The organism is Mesorhizobium sp. M0139 (assembly GCF_040322455.1).
Lineage (GTDB): Bacteria > Pseudomonadota > Alphaproteobacteria > Rhizobiales > Rhizobiaceae > Mesorhizobium.
The window spans coordinates 16,934-41,474 of sequence record NZ_JAMYTN010000029.1 but is presented as its reverse complement, the minus strand read 5'-3'; the positions used below and the strand labels follow the sequence as shown (position 1 = coordinate 41,474).

The following is a 24,541-nucleotide window of genomic DNA, read 5'->3' as shown; positions in this document are numbered from 1 at the left end:
CCAAAAACTCCATGCCTTGCGATATCGCTGGCGTGAGCCACCACGAAAGCGCAAGTTTCAGTCCATGCCAAAGCTATCTTAGCGCCTATGCCCTCGAGGGGGAGATGTCGCCGAAGGCGACAGAGGGGGTCGGTTCGACTGGACGCGGCGCCCTGCACCAGACGGAAGTTGGCGCTTCACGCGAGACGACCCCCTCTGGCCGCTTCGCGGCCATCTCCCCCTCAAGGGGGGAGATCAGCGGCGTCGCCTCCTCCAATGTTGCACTGCGTTAGATTTGTTGCATTGCGATATCGACCCATAGGGCGGAGTCTTGGGCCGACTGTCAACGGCTGCGCCGTGTCCCGTTGGGCGCGCACAGCTGCGGCACGTATGATCCCGGCGCGATCGTTGCTCGCTCCAAGGCGGGATCATGCACCAGCACGAGGTGGCAAATCGTGTCAGCATCGTTCCGGCCCGATATCGAAGGACTGCGCGCCTTGGCGGTGGCAGGCGTGATCGCCTTCCATTTCGGCTTCACCGGTCTGCCCGGCGGCTTCACCGGCGTCGACATCTTCTTCGTCATCTCGGGCTATCTGATCACAAAACACCTGCTTGCCGAAATCACCGAGACCGGGCGGCTGAACCTGTGGCGCTTCTACGCCAGGCGCGCCCGGCGGCTGTTGCCGGCGTCGCTGTTCGTCATCCTCGCCACGCTGGTGGCCGGCGCCTTCATCCTGTCGCCGGAGGAACAATCGCTCTATTCGAGGGGCGCCATGTTCGCCTCGGCCTACATGATCAATCTGTGGCTGATCCGCTGGTCGTTCGATTATTTCGCCGCCGATGCGGCCAGCAACCCGTTTGTCCATTTCTGGTCGCTGTCGGTGGAGGAGCAGTTCTATGTCGCCTGGCCGGCGCTGCTTGTGCTGGCGGCATGGCTGCGCCCCGGCAAGCGCGGCGCGATCCTGGTGATCGGCATTGCCGGCCTCGTCTCATTCGCCGTCTGCGCGTGGCTCACCACGGTCTCGCAGCCCTGGGCCTTCTATTTCTCGCCGCTACGCGCCTGGGAGTTCGCCGCCGGCGGGCTGGCCAGCATGGTGCCGCAGCAAGTCTGGCAAAACCGCCCGCGGCTCGCCACGCCGCTGGCGTGGCTCGGCCTGGCGCTGATTGCCAGCGCCTATCTTTCCTTCAGCGACGAAACGCCCTTCCCGGGTTTCCTCGCCCTAGTGCCGGTGGCCGGCACCGTGCTGTTGCTGCTGGCAGGAGCGGCGCACGCGCAGCAGGAGAGCGCTAAGAAAAGCCCGATCGTGGCACTGGCGCTGCCGCCCCTGCAATGGATCGGCAAGCTCTCCTACTCGCTCTATCTCTGGCACTGGCCGGTGATCGTCTATGCCACGATGCTGACGCCGGAACTTTCGCCGCTGCAGCGGCTCGGCTGCTTGGCGCTGACGCTGGCGCTGTCGGGGTTCACCTATCATGTCATCGAAAACCCGATCCGCCGCAATGGCTGGCTGATGGCCAGTGCGGCGCGGGCGCTGGTGCCGGCCGTCCTCCTGACCGGCACCGGCGTCGCAGCCGCCTACGCCAATGCCAGGCTTGTCGTCCACGATCTGGACCCTGAGCAGCGCAGCATTGCCGCCAGCGCCGCGCAGCCGTCCACGGCGCGCGCGGCCGGCTGTATTCTCTCCTTTGAGACGGTGACGCCGAAGGCCTGCGTGTTCGGCAACAAGGACGCCGGGCGCTCGATTGCGCTGTTCGGCGATTCGCATGCCGACCACTGGTCGACGCCGCTGATCGAGGCGGCGGCCAAGAACAATTATCGCCTCGTCACCTATCTCAAATCGTCCTGCCGTGCCTCGCGGGTGACGACCTGGAACTGGCGGCTGAAGCGCGACTACACCGAATGCGACCAGTGGCGGGAGCAATCGGTCAAGGACATTATCGCGTTGCACCCGCACATGGTGGTGATCTCGGAATTCTCGATCGGCAATGTGATGAAGGAATCGCCCGAGGAACTGAAGCACGCCGATTGGAACGAGGAGTGGAAGGCCGGCCTGCGCTGGACGCTGGCGGCATTCAGCCGGGCCGGGATCAAGGTCGCGGTAATCCGGGACGTTCCCTACAATGGAAGCTATGCCGACAAATGCGTGGCGCGGGCGCTGTGGCGCGGGCAGGTGCCTGAAGTCTGCGACACGCCGAGGGACGCGGCGGCGAACGACGACATCGCCGCGGCCGAGCGCGACGTCATGCGCAGCGTGCCCGGCGCCACCTATGTCGACCTGACCAGCCAGTTCTGCGACGCCCAAACCTGCCACGTGTTCATCAACGGCCAACTCGCCTTCCGCGACCGGCACCACCTGGCGACGCCATTTGCTGAATCACTGGAGCCGGTCTTGGAGAAGGCGGTGTTTTAGGGGGCGGCGAGGTAGGGGGACCTGACGGCTGACCGCTCAGTTGATGCGAGCTATGCCACAAACACATCCTCTCGATGGTGAGCGAGGTAAGCCTGCTGCGGCGGGGTGAAGGTGCTAGTGCGCCAGACGGCGGGGGCTTCGGCAAAGCCGAAACTCTGCATCACCAATTGCTCGAATCCGAGCCGCCGCAAATCAGTCTTGTCGACGCGCTGGGATATGAGGACCTGCCCGCTATCTTCAAAACTGATGAAGCCACGGTCAAAGAGGTGGTCGGCATCAGGCGTGAGGAGCAGCCCGTTCATGCCGTCCAAGCGCTCCTGCGCGGAAGCGCATAGGCGCCAAGGCTTGATGTGGCTTGCAATCAGCAACGAGGGATTGGTGACCCCTGTGAGTCGGCACGAGCGCTCCATGGCTTCGACATTGGAACGAAATTTACCTTGGCCGCGACGAGCTTGAATGACGCTCGTCTTTACAGTGTCCTCGAGTTGGAGGTCGTCTCGGATACGGCGCTCAACGACGTCCTCTAAAATTTCATTGACGACTCCGAAAGTGAGACTGTTTGCGCCACCACGCCTCAAAGCTTCGCGGTCGAAAGCTGTACCCGCGACAATTGTGTGAAACACCTCTTGCGATACGCTCGCGAGATAGGCGTTTTGACGGCCTGATCCGGAGTTTGGGTCGATGGGCGAGTGTCGGGCAGGCAGAAGCGGACCCAATTCGCCAATTATGTCCGACGGGCGCACCGTCGGCAGGAGCGGCGCCCAATACACCGGGAGAAGCCAACCTTCCTCGTTCCAATTGGCTCCAGTGTTCTTGAACTCCGGTGGTTTCGGTGCTGTGAATGCAAACTCCGCTACCCGACCAATATAGCGCACGGCTTGACCGAAAAAAGACAACACGAGGTCACCAGGTGTCGCCCGACGCATATTTTTGTAGAACTCGCTGCGTGCCCCATTCTTCTGAGTTTTGGGCGACCAGAGATATTGCCCGTCGATCTCTTGGCGGGCGGTCTGACTGTGATTTACCCACCAGAATTGCGACATCGTTTTGGTTTTAATAGTTGCCGTCGGCTGGATAAGCTCTATTCGAGACCTGTCTCGCCTTCAAGCAGGGAGCCGACCTTATTGCCAGGTGCGACAGGCGGCGTAACTGCATCTTTCGGCGAGACACCAAGAAGAGCGTAGGGCGACGATAGTCGCCGCCCCCCCCCCGCTTGCAAATCCCCACCCAAATGCCATCTACATCACAGGCGCACCGCCGGTGCGCGGCATCCACGGAGCATTCACTTGACGCAGCGAAGCGGCAGTGCGGACTTGCCGCTGCATGGCGGGCGGGTTCCGAAATGGCTGGGCGATCGTATGACGCGACTGGGCGCGGTGTTGTGCGAGGCGATCATCCATCACTATGGCCGCGACGAGCTGTTGCGGCGGCTGGCGCATCCGTTCTGGTTCCAGTCCTTCGGCGCCGTCATGGGCATGGACTGGCACTCCTCAGGCATCACCACCTCGGTCGTCGGCGCGCTGAAGCGCGGGCTGAACCCGATGTCGCGGGAGCTCGGCATCCATGTCTGCGGCGGGCGCGGCGCGCATTCGCGCAAGACGCCGCAGGAGCTGACCGCGATCGGCGAGCGCGTCGGCATCGATGGTGCGGCGCTTGCCACCGCCAGCCGCCTGGTCGCCAAGGTGGACAGTGCGGCCGTGCAGGACGGTTTCGACCTCTATCTGCACGGCTTCATCGTCACCGACGACAGCCGCTGGGTGGTGGTGCAGCAAGGCATGAACGGCGACAGCCGCCAGGCGCGGCGCTATCACTGGCTGTCGGAAGGGCTGACAAGCTTCGTCGACCAGCCGCATGCGGCGATCGAGGGCGAGCGGCAGGGCGAGATCGTCAACCTCACCGACCATCGCGCCGAGCCGTCGCGGACCGGACAGCTCGATTTGTTGAAGACCATGAGCCCGGAGCGGATCCTTGACGAGCTTGCCCTGCTGGAGCCGCCGCCGAAAGCGGAGCCTGCGAAGCCCCCGGCGCAGCCGATGCTGCCCAATCTGGTGATGCCGGCACATCATGACGTGCGCGAGAGCGACATCGTCATGCACCGGCTGCACGGCAACATTTCCGCGGCAATAGAAAGCGGGCCGGCCGATTTTCCCGAACTGCTGCTGGTGCCCGGCGTCGGCGCGCGCACAGTGAGGGCGCTGGCCATGGTGGCGGAAGTGGTGCATGGCGCGCCTTGCCGCTTCTCCGATCCGGCGCGCTTTTCGCTTGCCCATGGCGGCAAGGACCGGCACCCCTTCCCGGTGCCGCTGAAAGTCTATGACGAGACGATCGCGGTGCTGAAATCGGCCGTCGGCAAGGCCAAGCTCGGCCGCGAGGAAGAGCTCGGCGCGCTGAAGCGGCTGGATGGCGAAGCGCGGCGGCTGGAGCGCTACGTCACCGGGCCGAGCCTGAAGGAAATCGTCGCCGGCGAGTTCGATCAGTCGCATCTGCTGGGAGGGCGCAGTGTGTTCGGGTGGGAGGGGGCGGCGGAAAGCGACGACGGTTCAGACAGGGGCCGCCAGTAGCGGCCTGTCCATCATGCAGAGATAGTGCGCGGCCCATAGAAACACGTGCTCGGCTTGTTTTGATAATGCTTGCAAAGACCCATTTCTCAAGTGATGCTCTGCCAGGCGAGGCTCGGCATGAAGACATTCGCATGGACGTTGGTTTTCGTGCTGCTGGCGATTGGCGGCGCGATCGCCCAAACGACGCCTGAGCCTGCCATACTGGCATATACACCGCCGATGCACTTCGTCGTTGTACGCAACAGCACGCCAGGATGCGAGCCGACATGCCCGGAATGGATTTCGGCGGAAGGTCACATCGTGGCCGGCACGCCAGCTTTGCTGAAGGCTTGCTGAAAAAACTCGGCCCCCGCAAATTGCCTTTGGCGTTGAATTCCCCGGGCGGCGAGACCGATGCGGCGATGGCGCTTGGCCATATGATCCGCGCCAGCGGGCTCGACACGATGGTTGGCAAGACGGAGTTCTCCGAATGCGCGCCAGACACAAAAGCCTGCGGGCCGGGCGACCTCCGCTTCGGCGTCGCCAACCCCGTCGGCGCAGTCTGTTCGTCAGCTTGTACGATGGTTCTTGCGGGCGGCGTACGGCGCCTGGCAGACAGCCGCGCCTTTGTCGGCATTCACCGGATCATGCTGCCGACCGCCAAGAAAATCCACGGCAAGAAGACCATCGTCCTCGTTCCGATACCCAAATGGTATGAACGCAAGGTCGACAGCTATTTCACCGAGATGAAAGCAGGTTCGTGGATCGTATCGGCCATGCAAAAAACACCCGACGACAGCATACGATACCTCATGACATACGAACTTTTGGACCTGAATCTGATAACCGAAACCGGTCACGGCGACACGCGCACCTCCATCGATATCTGCAAGACCACGCCGCCGGCGGGCAACTGCCGAACGGTCAGGCAATAGGAATAGCGGGCCACGTAGGTCGTCGAAGCGCCTGTTTCTCAACAGCAACCCTTCACTTTACGCGGCACCCTTCAACAGGTCTTCCGGCCGGCCCTCGACCAGCGCCGCAATATAGCTTTCCAGGCTGGTCGTGCCGCGCTCCGGGTTTTCCGGCTGCATCGGCTTGTCCAGCGTGGCCCCGGTCATGCGGGCATAGGACTCGGCCGCCGTTTTGGAGAAGCCGAGTTTTTCGTAGGTTTCTGTCCAGCGCTCGCGCGGCACCGTGACCACGCGCACGTTTTTGCGCAACGCCGCACTGAAGGCTGCGGCGACATCGGCGGCTGAGTAGCGCCGAGGACCCTCGATATAGTGCGTGCCGGTCTTGTCCGTCGGCTCCAGCAGACGTCTCGCCGCGGCCTCGCCGAGATCCTGCGGCGCCACCATCGGCAGCTCGAAATCCGCCGGGAAGAAGGAGGTGATGACGCCGTCGCGCCGCGCCGTCTCCAGGGCCTGATCCCAGTTGCTCATGTAATAGGCGGCGCGGTTGATGCTTGCCGGAATGGCCTGGGCCTTCAGCTTCTGCTCGAGGCCGTAAAGGACGGTGAGATCGCCGACACCCTCGCCGGCCTGCGCGCCGTAGGTCGATTCCGCCACCAGCTTTTCGAGGCCGGAGCCCTCCAGCGCCGCCGCAATGGCGCCAACCGTCTTGCGCTCCTCGGCGTCGGTGTCGGTCGATGGATCGGCCGGCGGGTTGAGCAGAAACGCCCGCTTGCCGCGCCGCAAGACTTCACGCAGCCCCTCGACATCGAGCACATCGGCAACCGCGGCCTCCGCGCCCTGTTCAACCAACCATGCGGCCTTCGCCTCGTCGCGCGTCACCACCGTGACATCCTCGCCCTGCCGCAACAGCGCCATTGCCGCCGCCGAGCCGACATGGCCGGTACCTCCAAGAATGACATGCATGGTCTCGTCCTTCCCTTGCTGATTCATGCCGGATTAATGGCTGGGGCGGCGAAGGGTTCAAAAATCGGGGGATGATGCTGACAGGAGGTGACGCCGGCTTTCCTCGCAATGCACGGCGCAGGGATCGTTCGCATCTTGCAAAATTATGGAACGGGGTCGTGCCCAGCGAGTTATATTAGCGCAACCTTGAATAGGAGGCAGCTATGAGAAAGCTCCTGCTTGCTTCGGCTATCGCTATCACTGCGGCGGCGGCGATGATCGCCCCGGCGAATGCCGGCGGGCGCGTCGTGATCGGCATCGGCAACGGCTACTATGACGATGACTACAATGACAGCTATGGCGACTATTACGATCGCTACGCTCCTCGCCCCTACTACCAGTATGATGCCTACGATAACGGCTTCAGGTACCACAGGTATCACAGGCACCATCGCCATTGCCGCATAGAGTTGGTCAAGCATTGGCGCCATCATCACAGGATCGTCGAGGAAATTCGCGTTTGCGAACGGTGATCCGATAGGGTGAAACCGGTTCGGCCGGCATCTGCCGGCCGGCGCTTCCTGCGCGGCTGCCGGCCTTATCGCGGCTTCCGCATCAGCATCATCCCGTAACCCACGGCCAAAAGGTCGAGCCCGACCTTCAACAGCTTCACCACCACATCTCGTCCCTCGCCGGTGCGTTCGGCGAGCGCCTTCACCGACTGGCCTTCGAGGCAGATTTTGCGAACCACCTCCGCCACTTCCCAGTGGGCCATGGCGGCGATGGCATGGGTGTGGGCGCGGCCGGCGTTGAGCACGCGGTCGGGGATGCCGCCATTGATGCGGCCGCCGTCAATGCGCTCTTCCCACGGCATCGGCCGCAGCCCGTCACGCGAGGCACGCTCGAAATCGTCGCGAAACCGCTGTCCGGCCTCACGCTGCTGGCGGGTCAGCGAGGTGATGCCGACCAGCGGATCGACATTGCGCACCCGCACGATGCCGCCGGTCGCGGTGTAGCCGTCATTGGAGACCTCGTAGACGCGCCGCGCCTCTTCGGTGCCGACGCTCAACCGCTTGCGGCCGAAGCGATCGTCCTTCAGCGCGAAATCATGGCCGATCTCGCGGCGGATGCGCACCTGCTCGGCTTCGCCCGCAGGCAATTTCGGCGGTTTGGCTTTCTGCGCGGTTTTTTTGCTCATCGGGGGATCCTTGTGGGATTGGGTTGTTGAGCCGGAAGGTTGGCGTTCCTTCGCGCCCCCCTCTGCCCTACCGGGCATCTCCCCCACGAGGGGGGAGATCGGATGTCGCGTCGGCTTTCGCCAATCACCACCGCCGTTGGAAAGGCAGTGCGGGCGAGCTGCCAATCTCCCCCCGCGTGGGGGAGATGTCCGGCAGGACAGAGGGGGGCGCTGTCCCACCGGCTTTCGATCATTGGTGGGGTCGTCCGGAGGCGAGGAACGGAGCCCAGCCGCTCACACCACCTCGCTCACCGGCCGGTGGAAACGCGCCTGGTGGTATTCGCAGTAGCTTTTCAGCGCCCTTGTGCGCAGGCCGCAGCACAGCATCTCGAGCCCCGGCCGGCTGCCGGGAGCATCGTTGTCGGGGTCTTCCTCGAGCGTTAGATCGAGCGGCGCGCGGCAGCGGTCGAACAGGCAGTCGATGAAGCGCATGGCGGCGACATGCGGCTGACGCCCGAGCGAGGCAGGGCGCGGCGCCGGCACATTGAAGCGGTAGATTTCGCCGTCCACCACCAGCCGTCCTTCGCCCGGGATCGAGGGCGCCGGACGGGCTGGCAACAGAGGCCTGGCCGATGGCTGACGGGTCGGTTTGGCGGCCGGTTTAACCGGCGCGGCCTGCTTCGAAACTCCTACTTCCCTTACGAGCTTGCTTGGCTGCGCCGGCGGATTCCTCTTGGCGGTATTCTCGTTTGCCGCAGTCTTCCCCGTCGCATTCTTCCTCGGTCGACCGCCGGACCTGCCGCCTCTGGGGTTGGCGAAGCCGATGGTCTTCAACGCGCTGTTGCGGTGGACGATGCCGATGATGGCATTGCGCGAGACCGGACTGCCGCGCAGCGCCGTGAAGCGGACGGCGATCCCTGTGGCCGACAGGCCATCCCTCAGCCAGACGGCGATCTCCTGCAATTCGGTCTCGGTATAGGCAGTCATGTCGGTATCCATTGATTGCGCGCGCAAAGGCGGAGCGCCGGCCCGAGGGCCTACGGGAAAAAATCAGAGCGGATGGTCGGTGCGGTCAGCCGATACTGACGGCCGGCAGCGAGCCGGCGAGATGCCGCAAGGCGGCTTCGGCGGCAGCTTTGGTGAGGGCGGAAACTGCCCTGCCCGTCAGCCGGTCGAACAGGATGACGGTGCCGTCTTCCGTGCGGATGCAGGAAAGGCCCTGCCCGCCGGAAACAGCCCTTGGCGCACTGGCGGCGCCATGGGCTGAAGAGGTGGCCGGAGCCGGGAGAGGAGCGGCTCCGGCCGTTCCGGTCGATCGGGGGGACGACGGTTCGACCGGATCCGGGGCAGAAGCCCCGGTTTGCGTCCGGACCGGGGAGGAGGACAGCCCGGACGATGGGAGAAAGCTGAGGATGTCTGCGGAAACGCTTGCGATTTGTTCGATCATGCGCTAAGCGTACGATATGTACGAAACGTACGCAAGCGAAATCGTACATATTGGACGATAAATTTCAGGCAATTTGTACGATGCAGGAACCGAGGCACAGATTGCAGCAGGCGCGGGCGGAGGCGGGCTATGCCTCGCCGAGCGACGCTGCGCGGGCATTGCGCGACATCAACAAGAACACGCTGATCAGTCACGAGAACGGTAACCGGCCGCTGTCGCGCAAGGCGGCGGAGAAATACGGCCGCCTGTTCGGCGTCGATCCCGGCTGGCTCTTGTTCAACGGTGACGGCGGCAGCCTTGCGGGGGGCCATTTCGGCTTTGACGAGTCGGGCCGGCAGATCCCGATGCCGTCGCTGGCCACCGTCGATGTGCCCATCGTCTCATGGATCAGCGCCGGCGAACTCGGCAGCCAGGACATGGTGGTCAATCTCAGCGACTATCCGACCATCCCCACCACCGATCTGGAGCAGGGCCAATGGATTGCTCTGCGCGTCGACGGCCCGTCGATGAACAAGATCTCGCCACCGGATTCGATCATCTTCGTCAACCTCAGGGACAAGCGGCTGGTGACCAATGGCTGCTACGTCATTTCGGACGAATCCGGCCAGGCCACCTACAAGCGTTACCGCCCCAACGAGAACCCGCCCTTCCAGCCGGCCTCCTACATGGACATCCCGCCGCCGGCGCTGGAAGGCGCCATCACCATCATCGGCCGGGTGAAGCGCTCGATGATCGATATGTGAGGGAGAAGGCGGTGAGGCGCAATCTCCCGCCTCGAGGGGGAGATGGCCGGCAGGCCAGAGGGGGTCGCCGCGCGTAAGGCGCTGACGTCCTCTGTCCGCGATAGGAAGTCGCGTCAGGACGTACCGACCCCCTCTGTCGCCTTCGGCGACATCTCCCCCTCGAGGGGGGAGATTACGCGCCCAAAAACTCGTTCGTGAAATACGCTCCAAAATCCGGCTTCTCCTTCAGAACCTTGCCATCGCCATCGAGCAATATGCCGGCCCTGAAGAGGTAGGTTCCGATCGCCTCGATCTTGGCCTTGTCGATGGTGCCGATGACGCCGGCCTGGCTTCTCAGGAAATGCCTGTCGACCAGCATTTTCAGCGAAGCGTGGATCAGCGCCGGGTCGGTCAGCGCGTCCTTGTTGGAAGCCATCAGCAGATCGCCGGCTTCCTGCGGGTGATCGCAGGCAAATTGGTAGCCGCGCCGCGTTGCCTCGACGAAGGCCGATGCGGCCTTCGGGTTTGCCTGGAGATATGCATTGCTGGAGGCGATCAAGGTGGTGTGCTCGTCGGGCACGCCGTAGTCGGCGTAGCGGAAGCCGCGCTGCCTGACGCCTTTCAACTCGGCAGCGACGCCTTCCCAGGTCGAGACCTCCAGCGTGAAGTCGACCGAGCCGTTGGCCAGCGCCTCATAGGCCGAGGTGCCTAATGTCACCGTCTCGAAAACGCCCTTGCCGCCATCGTGGCGGATGATGGTCGAGATCAGCGTGTTTTCCCAGGCGCTGCCGAAGCCGCCATAGGTCAGACCGTCGAGATTCCTGGGACTCTTGATCTCGCCGCGATCCGCGTTGAAGACCAACCGGCCGGTCTCCTGCTGGACCACGGCGTAGACCGCCTTGAGATCGGCGCCGGCAGCCCGCTGGGTGAACAGGCCGACGCCGGCAATGCCGAAATCGGCGATGCGGTTGGCGACCAGCGTGCCGCCGCCAGTATCGCCATAGGGCAGGATCTCAACATCGAGCCCGACCTCGTGGTAGAACCCTTTGTCGCGGGCAACGAACAGGCCGACATGGTTGGTGTTGACCGTCCAGTCGAGCGCGACGGTGATTTTTTGCGTAGCCGCATGAGCGCGAGAGGCAAGCGGCAGTCCGGCAGCCAGCGTCAGCAGCAAAGCCTGCCGGCGTGTGAATTCGGTCATGAAAAACTCCTTTGAGCGGTCTGCGGGAACGAGGGCCGGTCAGTCCCGGGATTGAGCAGCGTGTCGAGGATGTCGGCTTCGAGCGCGGCGGCCTGGCGCGCGGCATCGCTGCCGGTGGTGCGCGGGCGCGGCAGCGGCACGGCAATCTCGCCGATGATGCGGGCCGGCCGCGCCGACATCAGATAGATGCGATCGGAGAGGTAGACGGCTTCGCGCACGTCATGGGTGATCAGCAGCGCCGTCCAGCGGTGGCGCTGCCACATGCCTTCCAGCCAGCGCTGCATACCCGCGCGGGTCAGTGCATCCAGCGCGCCAAAGGGCTCGTCGAGCAGCAGCATGTCGCGCTGCTGCACCACGGTGCGCAAAAGGGCGGCGCGCTGGCGCATGCCGCCGGAAAGCTCGGCCGGCCAGGCGCGCTCGAAACCGGCAAGGCCGAACTCAGCGAACAACGGCGCGACGCGTTCGCGCGCCGCCTTGCGGCCAAGACCCTGCACTTCCAGCCCCAGCGTCACATTGTCGATGACGCGCCGCCACGGCATCAGCGCGTCGCGCTGCGGCATGAAGGCGAAGGGGCTGCCCTGCAATGGCGCGCCGTCGAAGCGCATGTCGCCCTCGCCTTTCAGCGCGCCGGTCAGCAACTGGAACAGCGTCGACTTGCCGGCGCCGGAAGGGCCGAGGATGGAGACGAACTCGCCGGCCGCGACATGAAGCGAAATGCCGGCGAGCACCTCAAGCGCGCCGAAGTTCTTCCTGATGTCCCGGAGTTCGAGCCGCGTCATTGACGGTTCTCTTCTGCAGCTTCAACCTTGCCGTCGCGGCTTTCGCTCCCTGCATTCTCCCAAGGCATGGCGAAGCGCTGGACGAGCACCGCAATGGCGAACAAGACAAGCGTGAGCGCGGCGCTGACGGCGACCGCGGCGAGCACCAGATCGGGCCGAAAGTTGTTCTTGGCATTGAGCATGTAGATGCCCAGCCCCTTCGCCGCCCCCGCATATTCGGCGAAGATCGCGCCGACGACGGCGTAGGTGATGGAGATGCGCAGCCCGGCGAAGAAATAGGGCAGCGCCGAAGGCAGGCGCGCCAGCCAGAAGATGCGCCAGCGCCCTGCCCCCATGGTGGCGAGCATCTGCGAAATCGCCTTGCTGGTCGCGGCAAAACCCTCGACCAGCGCCACCATCATCGGGAAGAAGGTAACGAGCGCCACAAGCAAGATTTTTGGCATCAGCCCGAAGCCGAACCACAGTACGATGAGCGGCGCAATCGCGACCAGCGGCAAGGTCTGGCTGACAATCAGCAGCGGAAACAGCGCGCGGCGCAGCGGGGCCAAGAAATCGACCAGCGCCGAAAGCACGAAGGCAGCGACCAACGAGCAGGCGAAGCCGGCTGATGTGGCGCGGATGGTGGGCAGCGTGTTGTCGGCAAGGGCAGCGCGATGCTCCCAGGCCTGCTGCAGCACGCGCGACGGCGCCGGCAGCATGGTGGGCGCAGCGCCACCATAGCGGGCGTAGAGCTCCCACGCCGCGAGGAGCAGGGCGGAGGCGCAGGCGGCGGGGATGGTCTTGGCGATGGCTGCGGCTAATCTCCCCCCTCGAGGGGGAGATGTCGCCGAAGGCGACAGAGGGGGTCGTCTCGCATAGAGCGCCCACGCCTTGCCGATGCGAAAAGGACGTCGGCGCTCCACGCGCTGGGACCCCCTCTGGCCTGCCGGCCATCTCCTGCTCGAGGGGGGAGATTCGTGGGCATCGCGGTCTTCGCCAATCGCCAATGGCTCCCCTCCTCTCTGTGCTGAGGGGTCAGAGGCATCTCCTCCACGCAATGGGTCAGATAAACCAGCCACGGCAATATCCTCAAGGAACGACGCTTGAGCCGCGGCTCAGACGGCGCTCGGGCTGTTCGCCGAGATCGTGATGTCGAGGGTGACGTGGCCGGCGCCGGGGCCGAAGCGGCAGAAGGCCTCGTTGAGCGTGGCAAACACCGCACCGGCATCGCCACGCAATTTGGTGCAGAAGTTCTTTGAGCGCTCAAAGACGCCGGACTGTTTCAGGAAATCGATGCAGCCGTAGATCTCGTCCATATGGTCGCCCGTGCCCATAACGTAGAGCGAGAACTGCGCCGCCACCGGCTGGCCGGTCGACGGCGTGGCCTGGACAGCGCGGATCGCGGCGATCTTGCGCTCGTCCAGCGGAATGGCGGGGCCGCCGGTCTCGTCGGAGCGGCAGATCGGATCGTCGGGCTCGCCCGGACAGCCGCGCGAGACCGCCGCCGAAAGCACGCAGTGCTTGCCGCTTTTGGCCGCCGCGACGAACAGGTCGCGCATGGCGGGAAACAGCACCTCGGGCGGCCCGACCATAAGGGTCGAGATGTCATCGGTTTCGATCCGCAGCCGGTCGCGCCAGGGATCGAGCGCGCCGAGCGCGCCGAGGATGACGCCGACGAAATCGTCGGTCATGGGATAAAGGGAAATCTGTGCGCCTGAAAACATCGCCCGCCTCGCTCCGCTGGTATTATCCAGATCAGCTTTAGGGTCCGAAGGCTTGCCGCCCTCATCTCAGCCCCGACGATACGGAGCACCCCTGTGGATGGGCGGGTTAAAGCACCGTTCGCGGCATTGGGGAAGCCGTTTGTTGAGGCACTGCGGGAAAGTGTTTTGGGCCAGACGTGCCGGGCGCCCGGGCGTTAACAGACGACTCGTCAGTTCGTTGCGTTATAACGTTTCCACGAACTTCTTATAACTGCGTTGAAATTAAGAAAACGGCAGAGACTCCGCGCAGCCCTTACGGTTTCTGGATTTCCTTATCCGCGACCCCATCCGGACTGTGCTCCTGCATCGCTCGGGCTTGCCTGTGCTGGTCCCCTCGCCCCAGCGCTACGCCATCCACAAGCTGATCGTCGCCTCGCGACGCGGGCCGAGCGCTGGCGCCAAGCGGGAGAAGGATCTCCATCAAGCGCGCCTGCTGACCCAAGCGCTCGAAGCCACGCGTCGCCAGGACGACCTTGCCTTCGCCTTCATGGAAGCGTGGGACAAGGGCGAAAACTGGCGCGAGACGATCCGGGGCGGCTTGAACCTGTTCGACGCCGCCACGAGGGAAAACAGTCACACCATCCTGGGGAAATCCCTCCGCGAAATTGGTGCGACTCCTGAAGGATTCACGATGCGGGATTAGCTGAAGCGACCGCTGCTATATTCATTTCCATCGTCCCAACCGTACGAAATTGGCTTGACGCTTATTCGTACATAAAGTACGATATCTCTTTTCGCAGAGAGGAATGTCCTTGAGCACAGCGAACCATGTTGCCTTCGCCGATCTCTCTCGGCCTTTGCTGTCACCCCCGTCATTGCCGCCGCCTTTGTTGCCGCCGCCTTTATTGCCGCCCCCTTTGTTGCCCTTGTCATTCGATCAGTGCCAACGCCTCGCCGGGGCCTGGCGAATGGCCAGCCAGGACATCGCCGACGACATCCGCTTCATCCGCCAATATCTGAAAGTCGTTGCCGAGAAGGACGAGAGGCTGTCGACCGGCACCCTTGTTCACAGCCGCGCCTATGTAGAGGCCTGCGCCGGCTGGCTGCCACAGACCGTGACGCGCTATCTGCGCCACCTGCGCCAGATCACCGAATGCGAACTGGCCATGACAGCTGCCGGCATTCGCTTTGCGCTGTCGAGTTATGCCTGGGAGGCATGAGGGCGCCTGTCGCCAAACACAAGGAATTGCGCTGCCCGTCGCAGGCGCAATTCGTCAGGTTGAGAGGCTCGGGCGCGCCTGAACGGCGGGCGCCAAGGATGGCCCGGCCAGCGAATTCCGGCCTTGCTTTATTTCGACTGGTCTTATTTCGACTTGGCCTTATTTCGATTTGGCTTTGCCGGACTTTGCGGCGGCAGGCTTCGCTGCCTTTGGCTTGGCGGCTGCCTTGGCGGGCTTGGCGTCAGCTTTCTTCGCCGCCTTTTTTGGCTTGGCGACCGCGCCATCGACTTCAGCCGTGGCCTGCTCCCAGTGTTCCTGATGCGCGCCTTCAGGCCGGCCGGCCTTTTCCCAGATCTCGTGCGCGCGCTGGCGAATGCGGTCCTGTTTGTCGTCCGTCACTTAAGCCTCCGTGGTTGGGTCCGGTCGGTTGGTCCAGATTCCACGAAAACATTAGCCGAAAATTCGGCCGGCGTCTTGAGTGACGAGACATCTCAGCGCGGGTCGGAAATCACCGCAACGCCGAGCAGCGCCGCTTTCTTGACGATCAGCCCCGCGAGGTCGGCATCCGAACGATCGGTGCCGGTGCGCTCCCGCAGGAGCGCGATCGCTTCCTTCATCGATAACAGCGCCGTGTTGCGCTCGGCCAGCAACTTGTCGCAACACGCCGCAACATTGGCGGAGTTCGGGGTCTCGACATGCGGCAACATGGCAATTCTCCTTTCATCATGTTCGTCATTCGGCCCTGCCGCCCTTTTGGGAAGAACGACAGGGCCGTATCACCGATGAATGGTTAGGTTGTCGAGCGTTACTCGACCACCTCGACAATCCTGCGCGTGCTGGGGTCGACCAACACGGTATGGTTGTCGACGACGGCGTATCTGTACTGAACGTCGGGAACCTCCTGCAGCTCGACAGTGTCAGGCAAGGCAGTGCCGACATTCAATTCGACGCCGAGCAGATTGACAGAGGCAAGCGGATGTTTCTTTACGTACTGGTGCACGACCGTGCGCTGTTCCGGGGTGATGATCACCTGCTGCTGTGCCGGCTGCGTGACGATCACCTCGTCGGCGGCGGCAATGCCGATACCAGCGATCATGGCGAGCCCGGCGACGGCGGGAATAAGGATGGTTTTCATCTTCGTCTCCTGTCGTTGTTGGCGAGCTCCGCCGTGTTCCCGCATGAGGCGAAAACAGCGCAGATCGAGGTGGCGGGCTCCTGGAGGCAAACGCAGCCGGTACGGTCTTGTTCCGCAAGCGGAGACTAAATTGATCGGCAGCCCGGTCATGCCCGCAGAACCCGCACCCGCAAGATTCGCATTGAAGCACAATCCCTCAGGAGACCTTCGACATGGATGATGCACGGCTCCAATTCCGGTGGCGATTGCGGCCGGCGCCGGCATTGATCCGGTGACCGCGTCGCCCGGCCAAGATCGGAACCGACCGCCTTCGTGCCACGCCGTGAAGTTTCAAGCAAAGGTCATTGCTTCGGCGGCTGCCCAGGCACCTCGCCAGGCTTGATCACCGGCGTCTTGCCCTGATCCGGCGGCGGCTGCGTCATACCCTGGTCACCACTGGGCGGCGGCTGCAGCACGCCGCCGCAGGGACCGAGCGTGCTGGTCGATTCGCCGCCGCCATTGGCGACCGGCGGCTTCTGACCATCGTCCTGAGGCTGCGCTTGGCAAGGCGCGGCAGGGCCGTTCTGGTCGCTATTGTCCTGCGCGGCCGCCGGGTCGACCAGCGCCAAGAGCAGCACGCATGGGATGAGGGGGAAAGTCTTCATGGTCCAGCTCCTCTGGATTCATCTCCTTGGCAAAGCAGACTAGTCCTTGGCAAAGCAGACTGGCGGCAATTGGTTCCACTGAAGCTGGAGTGGTTGCTGGAACCTGGCAGCCGGAAGTGAGTTCCACCTTCTCGACGCTAAGCCGCCCAGAGGAGGCAATCATGGAACGAAACAGAAAACCCAATGACGAGGTCGAGGCGCCACCGAGCAAAAACGATGCCCGCGACAGGATCGCCAATGATGACGTGGAAGCGCCGACGCCGGGTCGGCAGGATTGGGATGCGCTGCGTGGCGCAACGGTCCTGCCCGACGGAGCAGATGAGGAAAGCCTGCCGGACACCACCGGTGTCGAGAAGGAAGGCGAACTGCCCGAGGAGGATGACGACAACCCCTACCAGGACAGTGACGATGCCTTGCCCGACGACGCCGAGGAAGCCGCCATTGGTCACGACCTGGCGAGGCGCGGCGGCCCGTTCGACGACGTGTAAGGCAGCGACCGCGGACTTTCGAGAAGTTTCCCGGGACGTCCACGCCGTCACCAGTTGGACCAAGGATGAGCTGAAGGCGATGCCGGAGCATCGCGATTGATATTTCGAAGGATCCGGCTGGCCGGATCCTTCGTTTAAGGCGCCTTGGCGATTTTGGCTTAGCCCTTGTGGTCAAGGGCTGGACGGCGACGCAATCTCAGCACGTTCGACAGCCGCGAGGCAGCCGAGAAGCACGAACGCGAAGTCCGATATTTCAAGCGCCGTGGAGGCCGCTCGCCTGAAAGCTTCAAAGTGCGCAAGAGATCCCCGGCGCGGGCGGTGCGGGCACGCTCGCATGCAGCGCTGCGAATCGGGCCATCGACCGCCGGCACTTGAGTGCCGACGGGCTCTGGCCTTCAGTTCGACCCGGGATCGCCGAGCGCCTCGGTGACGAAGGACGCCGCGATCAGGTCGTCGGCGTCGAGGCGTAGGGAGCCTTCGACACCCCCCATGATGGCCGCGACCTTCTGGAAGGTCTGCATCTCGTGTTCAGTAACGCTGGCGTCTCGCATCCTGGCTTTCAGATCGGCGATGCGTCGGCCCAGTGAGGCCGACGTTCCGATTTCTCTGTTCGACATGGTGGCCTGCTCCTCCCCCAACCCATGCTGTGGACGTACTCAAGTCTGCCTATATATAAGGCAGCGCGAATACAGTCGCCGCAACGCGCGATATCTGGGAAGGTTCCGGCGCCAAATAGTCACGAAATAATACGTGGTGGGACTCGGGTATGTTAAGCGCCGACGCGGCGATAGACACCGCAGCCAGCGGCTGCGGCCATCGGCCTGGCCAACCCGCGTGGCGGGTCGCGAACGCGGGTCGGACTTGATCGCTGCGCGAACAGTCAGCGAGAAGCCGGCACCACGCCGGACACCGAGCGCGCCGTTTCGGGCGAAAACACCACGAAAGCAAAAACCAGAACGGCAGCGGCGACGATGAGCGAGCCGCCGGCGACGATCGGTTCAAGCGCCGGGTTTCCCTGCAGCATCACATACAGCGCCGGCAGCATGATCACCAGGCCGAGTGTGTAGAGCCCGTAGTGGATCATGGCGATGCGACGCGCCGCCTTTTGCGGATTGAGCGCGTAGTAGCCGCCGAAGATGGCGCTCGTCACCCAACCGAGCAGATTGATATGCGCGTGCGCCGGAAAAGCGGCGTGGTCGCCCGAGATCGCCATCTGCAGGCCGGCCGCAATCCCCAACATCAGGAACAAGATGGCAGTTTTGAAAAAGAGTTCTGAAACCCTCGGCATGTCATTTCTCCCCCTATGCGGTCTGCGACCGCTTGCGACCTGGAGAATACACCCACGCGCAGAACTTTTCCACGCCCCGGTTATGGGGCCATGCCTGCACAGCTTTTTGCACGCTGTTCGACTTTTCTGGCTGCCACAACCCGGCGCCGCCGCGCTACGGCGTCAGCAAGATGTCGGCGCCCGCTCGCTCGTCGAACACCACCGCGCAGCCGCGCCCCAGCGCCACTGCCGACAGCGCGTTGGCCACCGTCTCGTCCGGCGATACGAAATCACCGGTCAGCACTCGCAACTCCTCCACCGCCCTGGCCATTGACACGCAGTGCCCGGCAACGCGATCGCTCGTGCAGGCGTCAATGACGCTGACGAGGTCGATCATCTCGAACTGGCCCATACCGGCCTCCACAAAAACAGCGTCCCGTCGCGGATATGAACGCCGAGGCGAGAGACAATGTTCCGCAGGTCCGATGCCCAGGCGGAGCACTCGACAGCCCGACCTGGAACGGGCCGGCCGGCGACAACCGCTTCGCTTGACAATAGGCCCTGTTTGTTCTCTATTTGTTCGGCAAAAACGCCTCTCACAACAGACGCGGCTAATGCTGCAACGCCGCAAAGGGAACGGTCGGGATGGAGCCCACCATCCTGCATGCGGATCTCGACGCCTTCTACGCCTCGGTCGAGCAGCTGCTCGCCCCGGCGCTCAGGGGCAAGCCGATCGCCGTCGGCGGCGGCGTCGTGCTTGCCGCTTCCTACGAAGCCAGGGTTTTCGGCGTGCGCGGCGGCATGCCCGGACGACGCGCGCGCGAGCTTTGCCCCGGACTGATCTTCGTCGGCGGCCATTTCGCCGACTATCAGCGGCTGGGCGACGCCGCCATCAAGGTGCTCGACGATTTCACGCCGCTGGTCGAGCGGATTTCCATCGATGAAGCCTTTGCCGACGTCGCCGGCTGCACGCATCTGTTCGGGCCGCCGGCCGAGATCGCCGCCACGGTGCGTCGGCGCGTCCGGGCAGAGCTCGGCCTGCCGATCTCGATCGGCGTGGCGCGCACCAAGCATCTGGCCAAGATCGCCTCGCAGGTGGCCAAGCCCGACGGCCTGGTGGTGGTCGATCCGAACACCGAACTTGCCTTCCTGCATGATCTGCCGGTCGGCCTGATGTGGGGCGTCGGCCCGGCGACCAAGGCGCGGCTGGCCGAGATCGGCATCGAGACCATCGGCCAGTTGGCAAAGACGCATAGCGGGGCGCTGCGAAGGTTGCTCGGGCCCGCCACCGGCGAAAAGCTGGCGTCGCTGGCATGGAACCGCGACCCGCGAAAGCTCGAACCCCACAGGCGGTCGCATTCCGCCGGCGCGCAGTCGGCGCTTGGCAGACGGCCGGCCGAGGCGCGTATCTTCGGACCCGTCCTGCTGCATCTGGCAGACCGGGTCGCCAGCCGGCTCAGGGCGAAATCACGGCCCGGGCGCACGGTGACGGTGCGCGTGCGTTTCGCCGATCTGCACGCGGTCACACGCTCGCTGACGCTCGAGCAACCGATTTCGGCAACCGCGATGCTGGCCGAAATCGCCGGGGAGCTGGTGCGCGGCGTGCTGGCCGCCAACCCTCGGGAGAAGACCATCTCGTTGCTGGCGATCTCGGTGTCGCAGCTGGAAGAAAGTGTCGAGCTACAGTTGGAGCTGCCGCTCGGGCTTGCCGATGAAAAGCAGCGGCCCGGCAGCAGGCAAGGCCTGGCGCGCTTTGGCGCCGATAGCGCCATCGACAAGATCCGCCAGCGCTTTGGCAGAGAGGCTGTCGGCTATGGCGCCGTGGCGCTGGAAGCCCGGCGCTCGGTTCCCGATGCCTTCCGCGAACTGGCGGAGAAGGAACTGTGAGTGCGGCGCGACGGCAAGGCCAATGTTTAGGCTGGACCCCTCCGCGCTGCATTGCCGCTCTGTTTGAGCAGGCCGACCAACCAGGCCAGACCCGCCGCAGTTTCGGACATTTTTCGCACCGCAACCCGGCCACGCCATGCACGCCCAAGAACAACGCTTTGTCGATGAAGGTGGACTTGCAGTTAGCGCATCGGCGCCAAGAAAAACCGGGATGGGACAGCGAGGCCGCGAAGGTTGACAGTGCCGATCCGTCTGGCATTATCGCGTAAGCTTGGAGGATTCACTATGAAGAAAACCTATTCGAAGCCTGTTCTGGTCAAAAAAGGCAAGCTTTCGCAGGTTACGGCGCTCGCCAATGGAGCGGGTTCCGGCCCGATCGAGTGAAGTCGTTGAGTCGGCTGTCGCCTGATCTGGCGGCCTCGCCTGACACTGGAGATGCGGCATGAAGAAGACCTATTCGAAGCCGGTGCTGGTCAAGAAGGGCAAGCTCTCGCAGGTTACAGCCGACAATGGTAACGGCTCCGGGCCGGTCGCAGTCTAGCAGCCGATCATCCGGACGCCTTGTGCCGTCTGGCCGGGAACAGGGCTTTGGGTGCCCGACGTGGAGAGTGGAAAATGAAGAAAACCTATCTGAAACCGGTGCTGGTCAAAAAAGGCAAGCTCTCGCAGGTCACCGCGAACGGTGCTTCCAATCCGCGATAAACCCTTTCACCCCGATTAATCGCGACACGCTTCAGCGCACAACCACCAGATCGTCGAGCACGAGCTGCCAATAGTGGCTCGTGGAGAGGCGCACGCGCGTCACCGCCGCCAGCATCGGCGCGTAGTGGACGGGCGCCAGTGCCGACAGTACGATCGTGTCGCTGGCGATCAGCCGGTCGCCAAGCCAGCTCTCGACCAGTGCGGTTTCGCCTTCGGACTTCAACCATGCCGCTGTCAGCATCACGGAATGGAACCCGAACGGTTTGTCGCTCGAGAATTCGGCCGGGTGTCCGCTGCTCGTATAGCAGACATGGTCTCCCGAGATATTGCCGTTGACGTAGCCTTCGCTGCCTTCGGTATGATCGCGCGCCAGTGCGTTCAGGTTGAACCAGGTCAACCCGGCATAACCGGACGGCACCTTGCGCAGGCCGCGCGTCGTGACATCGTCGAAACCGATGGCCTGCAAGGACGCGGCGCTGTCGACAGCCGCGTTCTCGGGCGACAGCAGGCCGAGCTCGGTCGGGTAGGCCGACAAGGCCAGTCGTCGTTCCATGCCACCGCCGGTGATTTCGATCGCGTCGGCGTCATCGGGCAGATCGAGGCGGAAGCCATCGCTGAGCGGATGCACCGCCACCTCTTGCCCTTTCGCCATCACCGAGATGCTCGCCGAGACACCGTCCGCTCCGCGGCCGCTGAGCCGGCGTATCGCAAACAGGCCGACCGGCTGCAGCATTGCTTCCGAGACCAGCCCGGTGGGCGAGCCCGGCAGCGGCCGGAGGTGCTGCGACTGGACCTCGTTGGCGCTGCTGGAGCGCCAGCCGGGCGGAACCGACACGGTGAAGCGGTAGCTGCCCGGCACATGGATGGGCGCGGCCCGACGTTTCGCCGACGCCAGGAAATTGGCAAAGCCGCCGCGGTTGCTCCGCGCCGCGGCGACGAAGCGGCCGTCGCCATCATGCAGTCTGACCATGATGCCGGCCATCGGGCGGTCGCCGAGCCCGTAGCGGCCGTCGCGATCGGCATCGAAATAGACAAAGGACGAATGATTGAGCTTACCGTGGTTGCCCGACCAGTCGCGGCGCACGGCGTAGTCGTTGGCCGGATCTTCACGAAGCCGGGCTCTGCGACGCGACCGCGCCAGCCGCCAGGCCAAAGCCGCAACGACAGCGGCGAGCCCGACAAGGAGTATTGCCTTGATCACGGACGGCTCAAGCAATGCTGTCGGCCCTGCTCATCTGGATCTCCTGCGCATACATCGATCCATATATCGATGCTGCAGGCGCTTGAGCAACCGGACACGGGACCGGCGGACCACGGCATCGGCGTCACATATCCATTTCAGGCAACTATTCCGGCGACGGTACCGGCGGCTTCGTCGTCAGCGCCGCGCCGAAGGCGGCGACGACCACGGCGGCGATGCCCGCGCATTGCAGCGGGCTCAGGGTCTCGTGCAGGAACAGGAAGCCGGCCAGCGCGCCCAGCGCCGGCTCCAGACAAGTCAGCGTGCCGTAGAGCCTGGCCGGCATCCGGGTCAGCGCCACCATCTCCAGCCAGAACGGCAAGGCGCTGGAGAACAGCCCGACCAGCAGCGCGCTGACCAGGATCGCGGGTGCGATCAGGCCGGTACCCGCCTCGGCTAGGCCGAACGGCAGGGCGACAGCAGCGGCAATGACCAGGCCGTAAGCCGTGGTCTGGCTGCCAAGCTCGGCGCCCGCCTTTTGCGCAAAGACGATGTAGAGCGCCCAGCAGCAGCCGGCGGCCAGCGCCAGCATCACGCCGATCGGGTCGAGTGCACTGCCGGAGTGGATGAAGGGCGACAACAGCAATATGCCGGCAACGGCCAGCACCACCCAGACGAAGTCGGTGGCGCGCCGCGACGACAGCGTCGCCACGAGCAGCGGGCCGGAGAATTCGAGCGCCACCGCGACGCCGAGCGGGATTCTGGCGAGCGCTGCGTAAAACAGCAGGTTCAGCGCCGCGAGGTTGACGCCATAGGCGATGAGCCAGGGCAGAACGGCGCGCGACGGCCGCACCCGCCACGGCCTCAGCACCGCCGCCAGCATCAGCGCGCCCACGGCCAGCCGCAGCGCCGTGGTGCCATTGGCGCCGATCAGCGGAAACAGGCCCTTGGCGAAGGTGGCGCCGATCTGGATCGACACCATGGCGCCAAGCAACGCGCCGATCGGCAAGCCCTTCGCTTCAGCTGCGGCAATCGGCGTCGACGTCAATTCCAGTCCCTCCCCGCGCGACCAGCCGGCCGTAGCGCAGGCCGGAGATAGGGATAAAGGGCCTGGCTGTCGTGTGGCACGAGCGGGCTGTTGATAGGGCAAGGGTGGGAGGCGAACGCCGACACCCTTCCTCTCCCCCGTCGATCGGGGAGAGGTGGCGCGCGAAGCTCGACGGAGTGGGGGTCGACCGTCCATCACATACGCCCGATTGCCTGCTTGCCGGAGGCGGCGACCGTGGGTTTCCTGAGCGCCTTCCCCCACTCCGTCGCCGCTTCGCGGCGCCACCTCTCCCCCCTCCGGAGGGAGAGGAAAATGCCAGCTCGCATAAGCTCGCGCCCTTCCTCTCCCCCGTCGATCGGAGGAGAGGTGTCGAGCGTAGGTCGACGGAGTGGGGGTCGACCGTTCATCACGTCCGCTGATTGCCTGCTTGCAGGCATTTCGCGCTCGCTTCCGTCGCTCCTGTTTTGCGGCGACCGTGGGTTTCATGAGCGCCTTCCCCCACTCCGTCGCCGCTTCGCGGCGCCACCTCTCCCCCCTCCGGAGGGAGAGGAAAAGAGGCTAGCTCGCCAGCCCATACACCAGGCTCACCCGCCCATCCGACAGCTGGCCGACCTGGCGCAGCTCCAGTCCGTGCCGGGCGTGCACCGTGCCGAACAGCGCCTTGCCGTCGCCGGCGAGCAGCGGATAGACGATCAGCCGCATTTCATCCACTAGCCCCGCCTCGATCAGGCTGGCGGTGATGCGGGCGCCGCCCATGAGGTAGATGTCCTTGCCGGGCTCGCGCTTCAGCGCCGCGACGTCGTCGAGGCGGCGCAGGAAGCGCGTCGAGGCCCAGGCTGACGTCGTCATGGTGTTCGACAGCACATAGTGCGGGGTTTTCGCGGCAAAGCGCGCCCATTCGAGTTCGGCCGGGTCGACCAGTCTGCCGGTCATCGGCAATGGCTGGTCCGGCTCGTTCTGTTGGATCGCGCTCCAGTAGCGCTCATAACCGGCATACATGACGCCGCCGAGCAGGCAGGCGTCGATCTCAGGCATCAGGCCGTATTCCTCCGACCAGTTGTCGACCCAGTCGGCGAAGCCTTCGGGGCCTTCCATCTTGCCGTCGATGGAGATCTTCATTCCGGTGATCAATTTACGCATGACTTCCTCCTTCGGGCTTGCGGGATGCAAGCACGT

Annotated in this window: 30 protein-coding genes, 1 pseudogene and 1 riboswitch; of the genes and pseudogenes, 12 read left to right on the top strand and 19 right to left on the bottom strand. The window is 64.2% G+C overall.

The features are described from left to right. Positions 1-434: 434 nt before the first annotated feature. The gene (locus NKJ58_RS29990) at positions 435-2,390 is read left to right on the top strand and encodes an acyltransferase family protein (protein ID WP_352854597.1); all 1,956 of its coding nucleotides are present in this window, start codon (positions 435-437) and stop codon (positions 2,388-2,390) included. A gap of 50 nt (positions 2,391-2,440) precedes the next feature. Here the strand turns inward: NKJ58_RS29990 and NKJ58_RS29985 are convergent, their stop codons facing one another. Then, positions 2,441-3,433, bottom strand: a complete 993-nt coding sequence (locus NKJ58_RS29985) for an HNH endonuclease (RefSeq protein ID WP_352824180.1) — start codon at positions 3,431-3,433, stop codon at positions 2,441-2,443. A 243-nt stretch (positions 3,434-3,676) separates the two neighbouring features. On the opposite strand from NKJ58_RS29985, the gene NKJ58_RS29980 reads away from it, so the two are divergent. From NKJ58_RS29980 to NKJ58_RS29970, 3 genes are all read left to right on the top strand, one after another. Continuing rightward, on the top strand, positions 3,677-4,951 hold the full coding sequence (locus tag NKJ58_RS29980; protein WP_352824181.1) for a DUF763 domain-containing protein: 1,275 nt from the start codon (positions 3,677-3,679) through the stop codon (positions 4,949-4,951). Between the two features lie 117 nt (positions 4,952-5,068). Further along, entirely contained in the window at positions 5,069-5,287 is a 219-nt protein-coding gene (locus NKJ58_RS29975; RefSeq protein WP_352710050.1) for a hypothetical protein, read from the top strand. Further along, positions 5,281-5,865, top strand: coding sequence for a COG3904 family protein (locus tag NKJ58_RS29970; protein ID WP_352710049.1), 585 nt, complete (start codon positions 5,281-5,283; stop codon positions 5,863-5,865). The genes NKJ58_RS29975 and NKJ58_RS29970 overlap by 7 nt, the downstream gene beginning before the upstream one ends. Before the next feature lie 57 nt (positions 5,866-5,922). Here NKJ58_RS29970 and NKJ58_RS29965 read toward each other — a convergent pair whose 3' ends face one another. Then, positions 5,923-6,807 carry an NmrA family NAD(P)-binding protein gene (locus NKJ58_RS29965; RefSeq protein WP_352854596.1) on the bottom strand — a complete coding sequence of 295 codons (885 nt, stop codon included), beginning with the start codon at positions 6,805-6,807 and terminating at the stop codon, positions 5,923-5,925. 203 nt (positions 6,808-7,010) lie between these two features. On the opposite strand from NKJ58_RS29965, the gene NKJ58_RS29960 reads away from it, so the two are divergent. Continuing rightward, positions 7,011-7,319: a hypothetical protein gene (locus NKJ58_RS29960; protein WP_023693854.1), complete on the top strand. Its 309-nt coding sequence runs from the start codon at positions 7,011-7,013 to the stop codon at positions 7,317-7,319. A gap of 65 nt (positions 7,320-7,384) precedes the next feature. Here the strand turns inward: NKJ58_RS29960 and NKJ58_RS29955 are convergent, their stop codons facing one another. The 3 genes from NKJ58_RS29955 to NKJ58_RS29945 all read right to left on the bottom strand — a co-directional run bounded on the left by NKJ58_RS29955 (position 7,385) and on the right by NKJ58_RS29945 (position 9,410). Continuing rightward, positions 7,385-7,984, bottom strand: a complete 600-nt coding sequence (locus NKJ58_RS29955; protein WP_023730349.1) for a DUF6456 domain-containing protein — start codon at positions 7,982-7,984, stop codon at positions 7,385-7,387. 273 nt (positions 7,985-8,257) lie between these two features. Continuing rightward, positions 8,258-8,950, bottom strand: a complete 693-nt coding sequence (locus NKJ58_RS29950) for a GcrA cell cycle regulator (RefSeq protein WP_352854595.1) — start codon at positions 8,948-8,950, stop codon at positions 8,258-8,260. A gap of 85 nt (positions 8,951-9,035) precedes the next feature. After that, positions 9,036-9,410 (bottom strand): hypothetical protein, encoded by a 375-nt coding sequence (locus NKJ58_RS29945; protein ID WP_081839729.1) that lies wholly within the window; start codon positions 9,408-9,410, stop codon positions 9,036-9,038. Positions 9,411-9,490: 80 nt separating this feature from the next. Here NKJ58_RS29945 and NKJ58_RS29940 point away from each other — a divergent pair, with 80 nt between their 5' ends. Continuing rightward, positions 9,491-10,153: a LexA family transcriptional regulator gene (locus NKJ58_RS29940; RefSeq protein WP_023672482.1), complete on the top strand. Its 663-nt coding sequence runs from the start codon at positions 9,491-9,493 to the stop codon at positions 10,151-10,153. Positions 10,154-10,325: 172 nt separating this feature from the next. Here the strand turns inward: NKJ58_RS29940 and NKJ58_RS29935 are convergent, their stop codons facing one another. From NKJ58_RS29935 to NKJ58_RS29920, 4 genes are all read right to left on the bottom strand, one after another. Beyond that, positions 10,326-11,333, bottom strand: a complete 1,008-nt coding sequence (locus NKJ58_RS29935; protein WP_352854594.1) for an ABC transporter substrate-binding protein — start codon at positions 11,331-11,333, stop codon at positions 10,326-10,328. After that, positions 11,330-12,112 carry an ABC transporter ATP-binding protein gene (locus tag NKJ58_RS29930; protein ID WP_023693859.1) on the bottom strand — a complete coding sequence of 261 codons (783 nt, stop codon included), beginning with the start codon at positions 12,110-12,112 and terminating at the stop codon, positions 11,330-11,332. Before NKJ58_RS29930 ends, NKJ58_RS29935 begins: the two co-directional genes overlap by 4 nt. After that, positions 12,109-12,951, bottom strand: a complete 843-nt coding sequence (locus NKJ58_RS29925) for an ABC transporter permease (RefSeq protein WP_023689011.1) — start codon at positions 12,949-12,951, stop codon at positions 12,109-12,111. Before NKJ58_RS29925 ends, NKJ58_RS29930 begins: the two co-directional genes overlap by 4 nt. Before the next feature lie 255 nt (positions 12,952-13,206). Next, complete coding sequence (locus tag NKJ58_RS29920) at positions 13,207-13,815, bottom strand: YkoF family thiamine/hydroxymethylpyrimidine-binding protein (RefSeq protein WP_023670364.1); 609 nt, start codon at positions 13,813-13,815, stop codon at positions 13,207-13,209. Then, positions 13,806-13,918, bottom strand: a riboswitch (TPP riboswitch). (Overlaps the previous gene by 10 nt.) 189 nt (positions 13,919-14,107) lie before the next feature. Here NKJ58_RS29920 and NKJ58_RS29915 point away from each other — a divergent pair. Next, positions 14,108-14,497: pseudogene (locus NKJ58_RS29915) on the top strand (GSU2403 family nucleotidyltransferase fold protein); the annotation flags it as partial. Between the two features lie 265 nt (positions 14,498-14,762). Continuing rightward, on the top strand, positions 14,763-15,014 hold the full coding sequence (locus NKJ58_RS29910) for a hypothetical protein (protein ID WP_023684826.1): 252 nt from the start codon (positions 14,763-14,765) through the stop codon (positions 15,012-15,014). A gap of 159 nt (positions 15,015-15,173) precedes the next feature. On the opposite strand, the gene NKJ58_RS29905 is transcribed toward NKJ58_RS29910, so the two are convergent. The 4 genes from NKJ58_RS29905 to NKJ58_RS29890 form a co-directional block, all read right to left on the bottom strand. Further along, a complete protein-coding gene (locus tag NKJ58_RS29905) occupies positions 15,174-15,413 on the bottom strand; it encodes a DUF2934 domain-containing protein (RefSeq protein WP_023684825.1) in 240 nt (79 codons plus the stop codon). 92 nt (positions 15,414-15,505) lie between these two features. Then, on the bottom strand, positions 15,506-15,721 hold the full coding sequence (locus NKJ58_RS29900) for a hypothetical protein (protein WP_023670360.1): 216 nt from the start codon (positions 15,719-15,721) through the stop codon (positions 15,506-15,508). Positions 15,722-15,819: 98 nt separating this feature from the next. After that, entirely contained in the window at positions 15,820-16,149 is a 330-nt protein-coding gene (locus tag NKJ58_RS29895) for a DUF1236 domain-containing protein (protein ID WP_023670359.1), read from the bottom strand. Between the two features lie 341 nt (positions 16,150-16,490). After that, on the bottom strand, positions 16,491-16,793 hold the full coding sequence (locus NKJ58_RS29890; protein ID WP_023728138.1) for a hypothetical protein: 303 nt from the start codon (positions 16,791-16,793) through the stop codon (positions 16,491-16,493). 161 nt (positions 16,794-16,954) lie between these two features. Between NKJ58_RS29890 and NKJ58_RS29885 the strand changes: the two genes are divergently transcribed. Then, positions 16,955-17,281, top strand: coding sequence for a hypothetical protein (locus NKJ58_RS29885; protein ID WP_023670357.1), 327 nt, complete (start codon positions 16,955-16,957; stop codon positions 17,279-17,281). Between the two features lie 395 nt (positions 17,282-17,676). Here NKJ58_RS29885 and NKJ58_RS29875 read toward each other — a convergent pair whose 3' ends face one another. The 3 genes from NKJ58_RS29875 to NKJ58_RS29865 all read right to left on the bottom strand — a co-directional run bounded on the left by NKJ58_RS29875 (position 17,677) and on the right by NKJ58_RS29865 (position 18,960). Continuing rightward, entirely contained in the window at positions 17,677-17,898 is a 222-nt protein-coding gene (locus NKJ58_RS29875; protein ID WP_023670355.1) for a hypothetical protein, read from the bottom strand. 263 nt (positions 17,899-18,161) lie between these two features. Continuing rightward, positions 18,162-18,569: a heme-copper oxidase family protein gene (locus NKJ58_RS29870; protein ID WP_023684822.1), complete on the bottom strand. Its 408-nt coding sequence runs from the start codon at positions 18,567-18,569 to the stop codon at positions 18,162-18,164. 154 nt (positions 18,570-18,723) lie between these two features. Next, positions 18,724-18,960, bottom strand: coding sequence for a hypothetical protein (locus NKJ58_RS29865; RefSeq protein WP_023670353.1), 237 nt, complete (start codon positions 18,958-18,960; stop codon positions 18,724-18,726). Positions 18,961-19,193: 233 nt separating this feature from the next. Here NKJ58_RS29865 and dinB point away from each other — a divergent pair, with 233 nt between their 5' ends. From dinB to NKJ58_RS29850, 3 genes are all read left to right on the top strand, one after another. Then, positions 19,194-20,435, top strand: coding sequence for a DNA polymerase IV (gene dinB, locus NKJ58_RS29860; RefSeq protein WP_352854593.1), 1,242 nt, complete (start codon positions 19,194-19,196; stop codon positions 20,433-20,435). A gap of 285 nt (positions 20,436-20,720) precedes the next feature. Continuing rightward, positions 20,721-20,819, top strand: a complete 99-nt coding sequence (locus tag NKJ58_RS29855; protein ID WP_023670351.1) for a hypothetical protein — start codon at positions 20,721-20,723, stop codon at positions 20,817-20,819. A gap of 58 nt (positions 20,820-20,877) precedes the next feature. Continuing rightward, positions 20,878-20,976 carry a hypothetical protein gene (locus NKJ58_RS29850; RefSeq protein WP_023684816.1) on the top strand — a complete coding sequence of 33 codons (99 nt, stop codon included), beginning with the start codon at positions 20,878-20,880 and terminating at the stop codon, positions 20,974-20,976. A gap of 192 nt (positions 20,977-21,168) precedes the next feature. Here NKJ58_RS29850 and NKJ58_RS29845 read toward each other — a convergent pair whose 3' ends face one another. The 3 genes from NKJ58_RS29845 to NKJ58_RS29835 form a co-directional block, all read right to left on the bottom strand. Then, positions 21,169-22,338: a hypothetical protein gene (locus tag NKJ58_RS29845; protein ID WP_352520202.1), complete on the bottom strand. Its 1,170-nt coding sequence runs from the start codon at positions 22,336-22,338 to the stop codon at positions 21,169-21,171. 145 nt (positions 22,339-22,483) lie between these two features. After that, the gene (locus NKJ58_RS29840) at positions 22,484-23,365 is read right to left on the bottom strand and encodes an EamA family transporter (protein WP_352520201.1); all 882 of its coding nucleotides are present in this window, start codon (positions 23,363-23,365) and stop codon (positions 22,484-22,486) included. Positions 23,366-23,923: 558 nt separating this feature from the next. Further along, the gene (locus NKJ58_RS29835) at positions 23,924-24,505 is read right to left on the bottom strand and encodes a dihydrofolate reductase family protein (RefSeq protein WP_023727785.1); all 582 of its coding nucleotides are present in this window, start codon (positions 24,503-24,505) and stop codon (positions 23,924-23,926) included. Positions 24,506-24,541 lie beyond the last annotated feature (36 nt).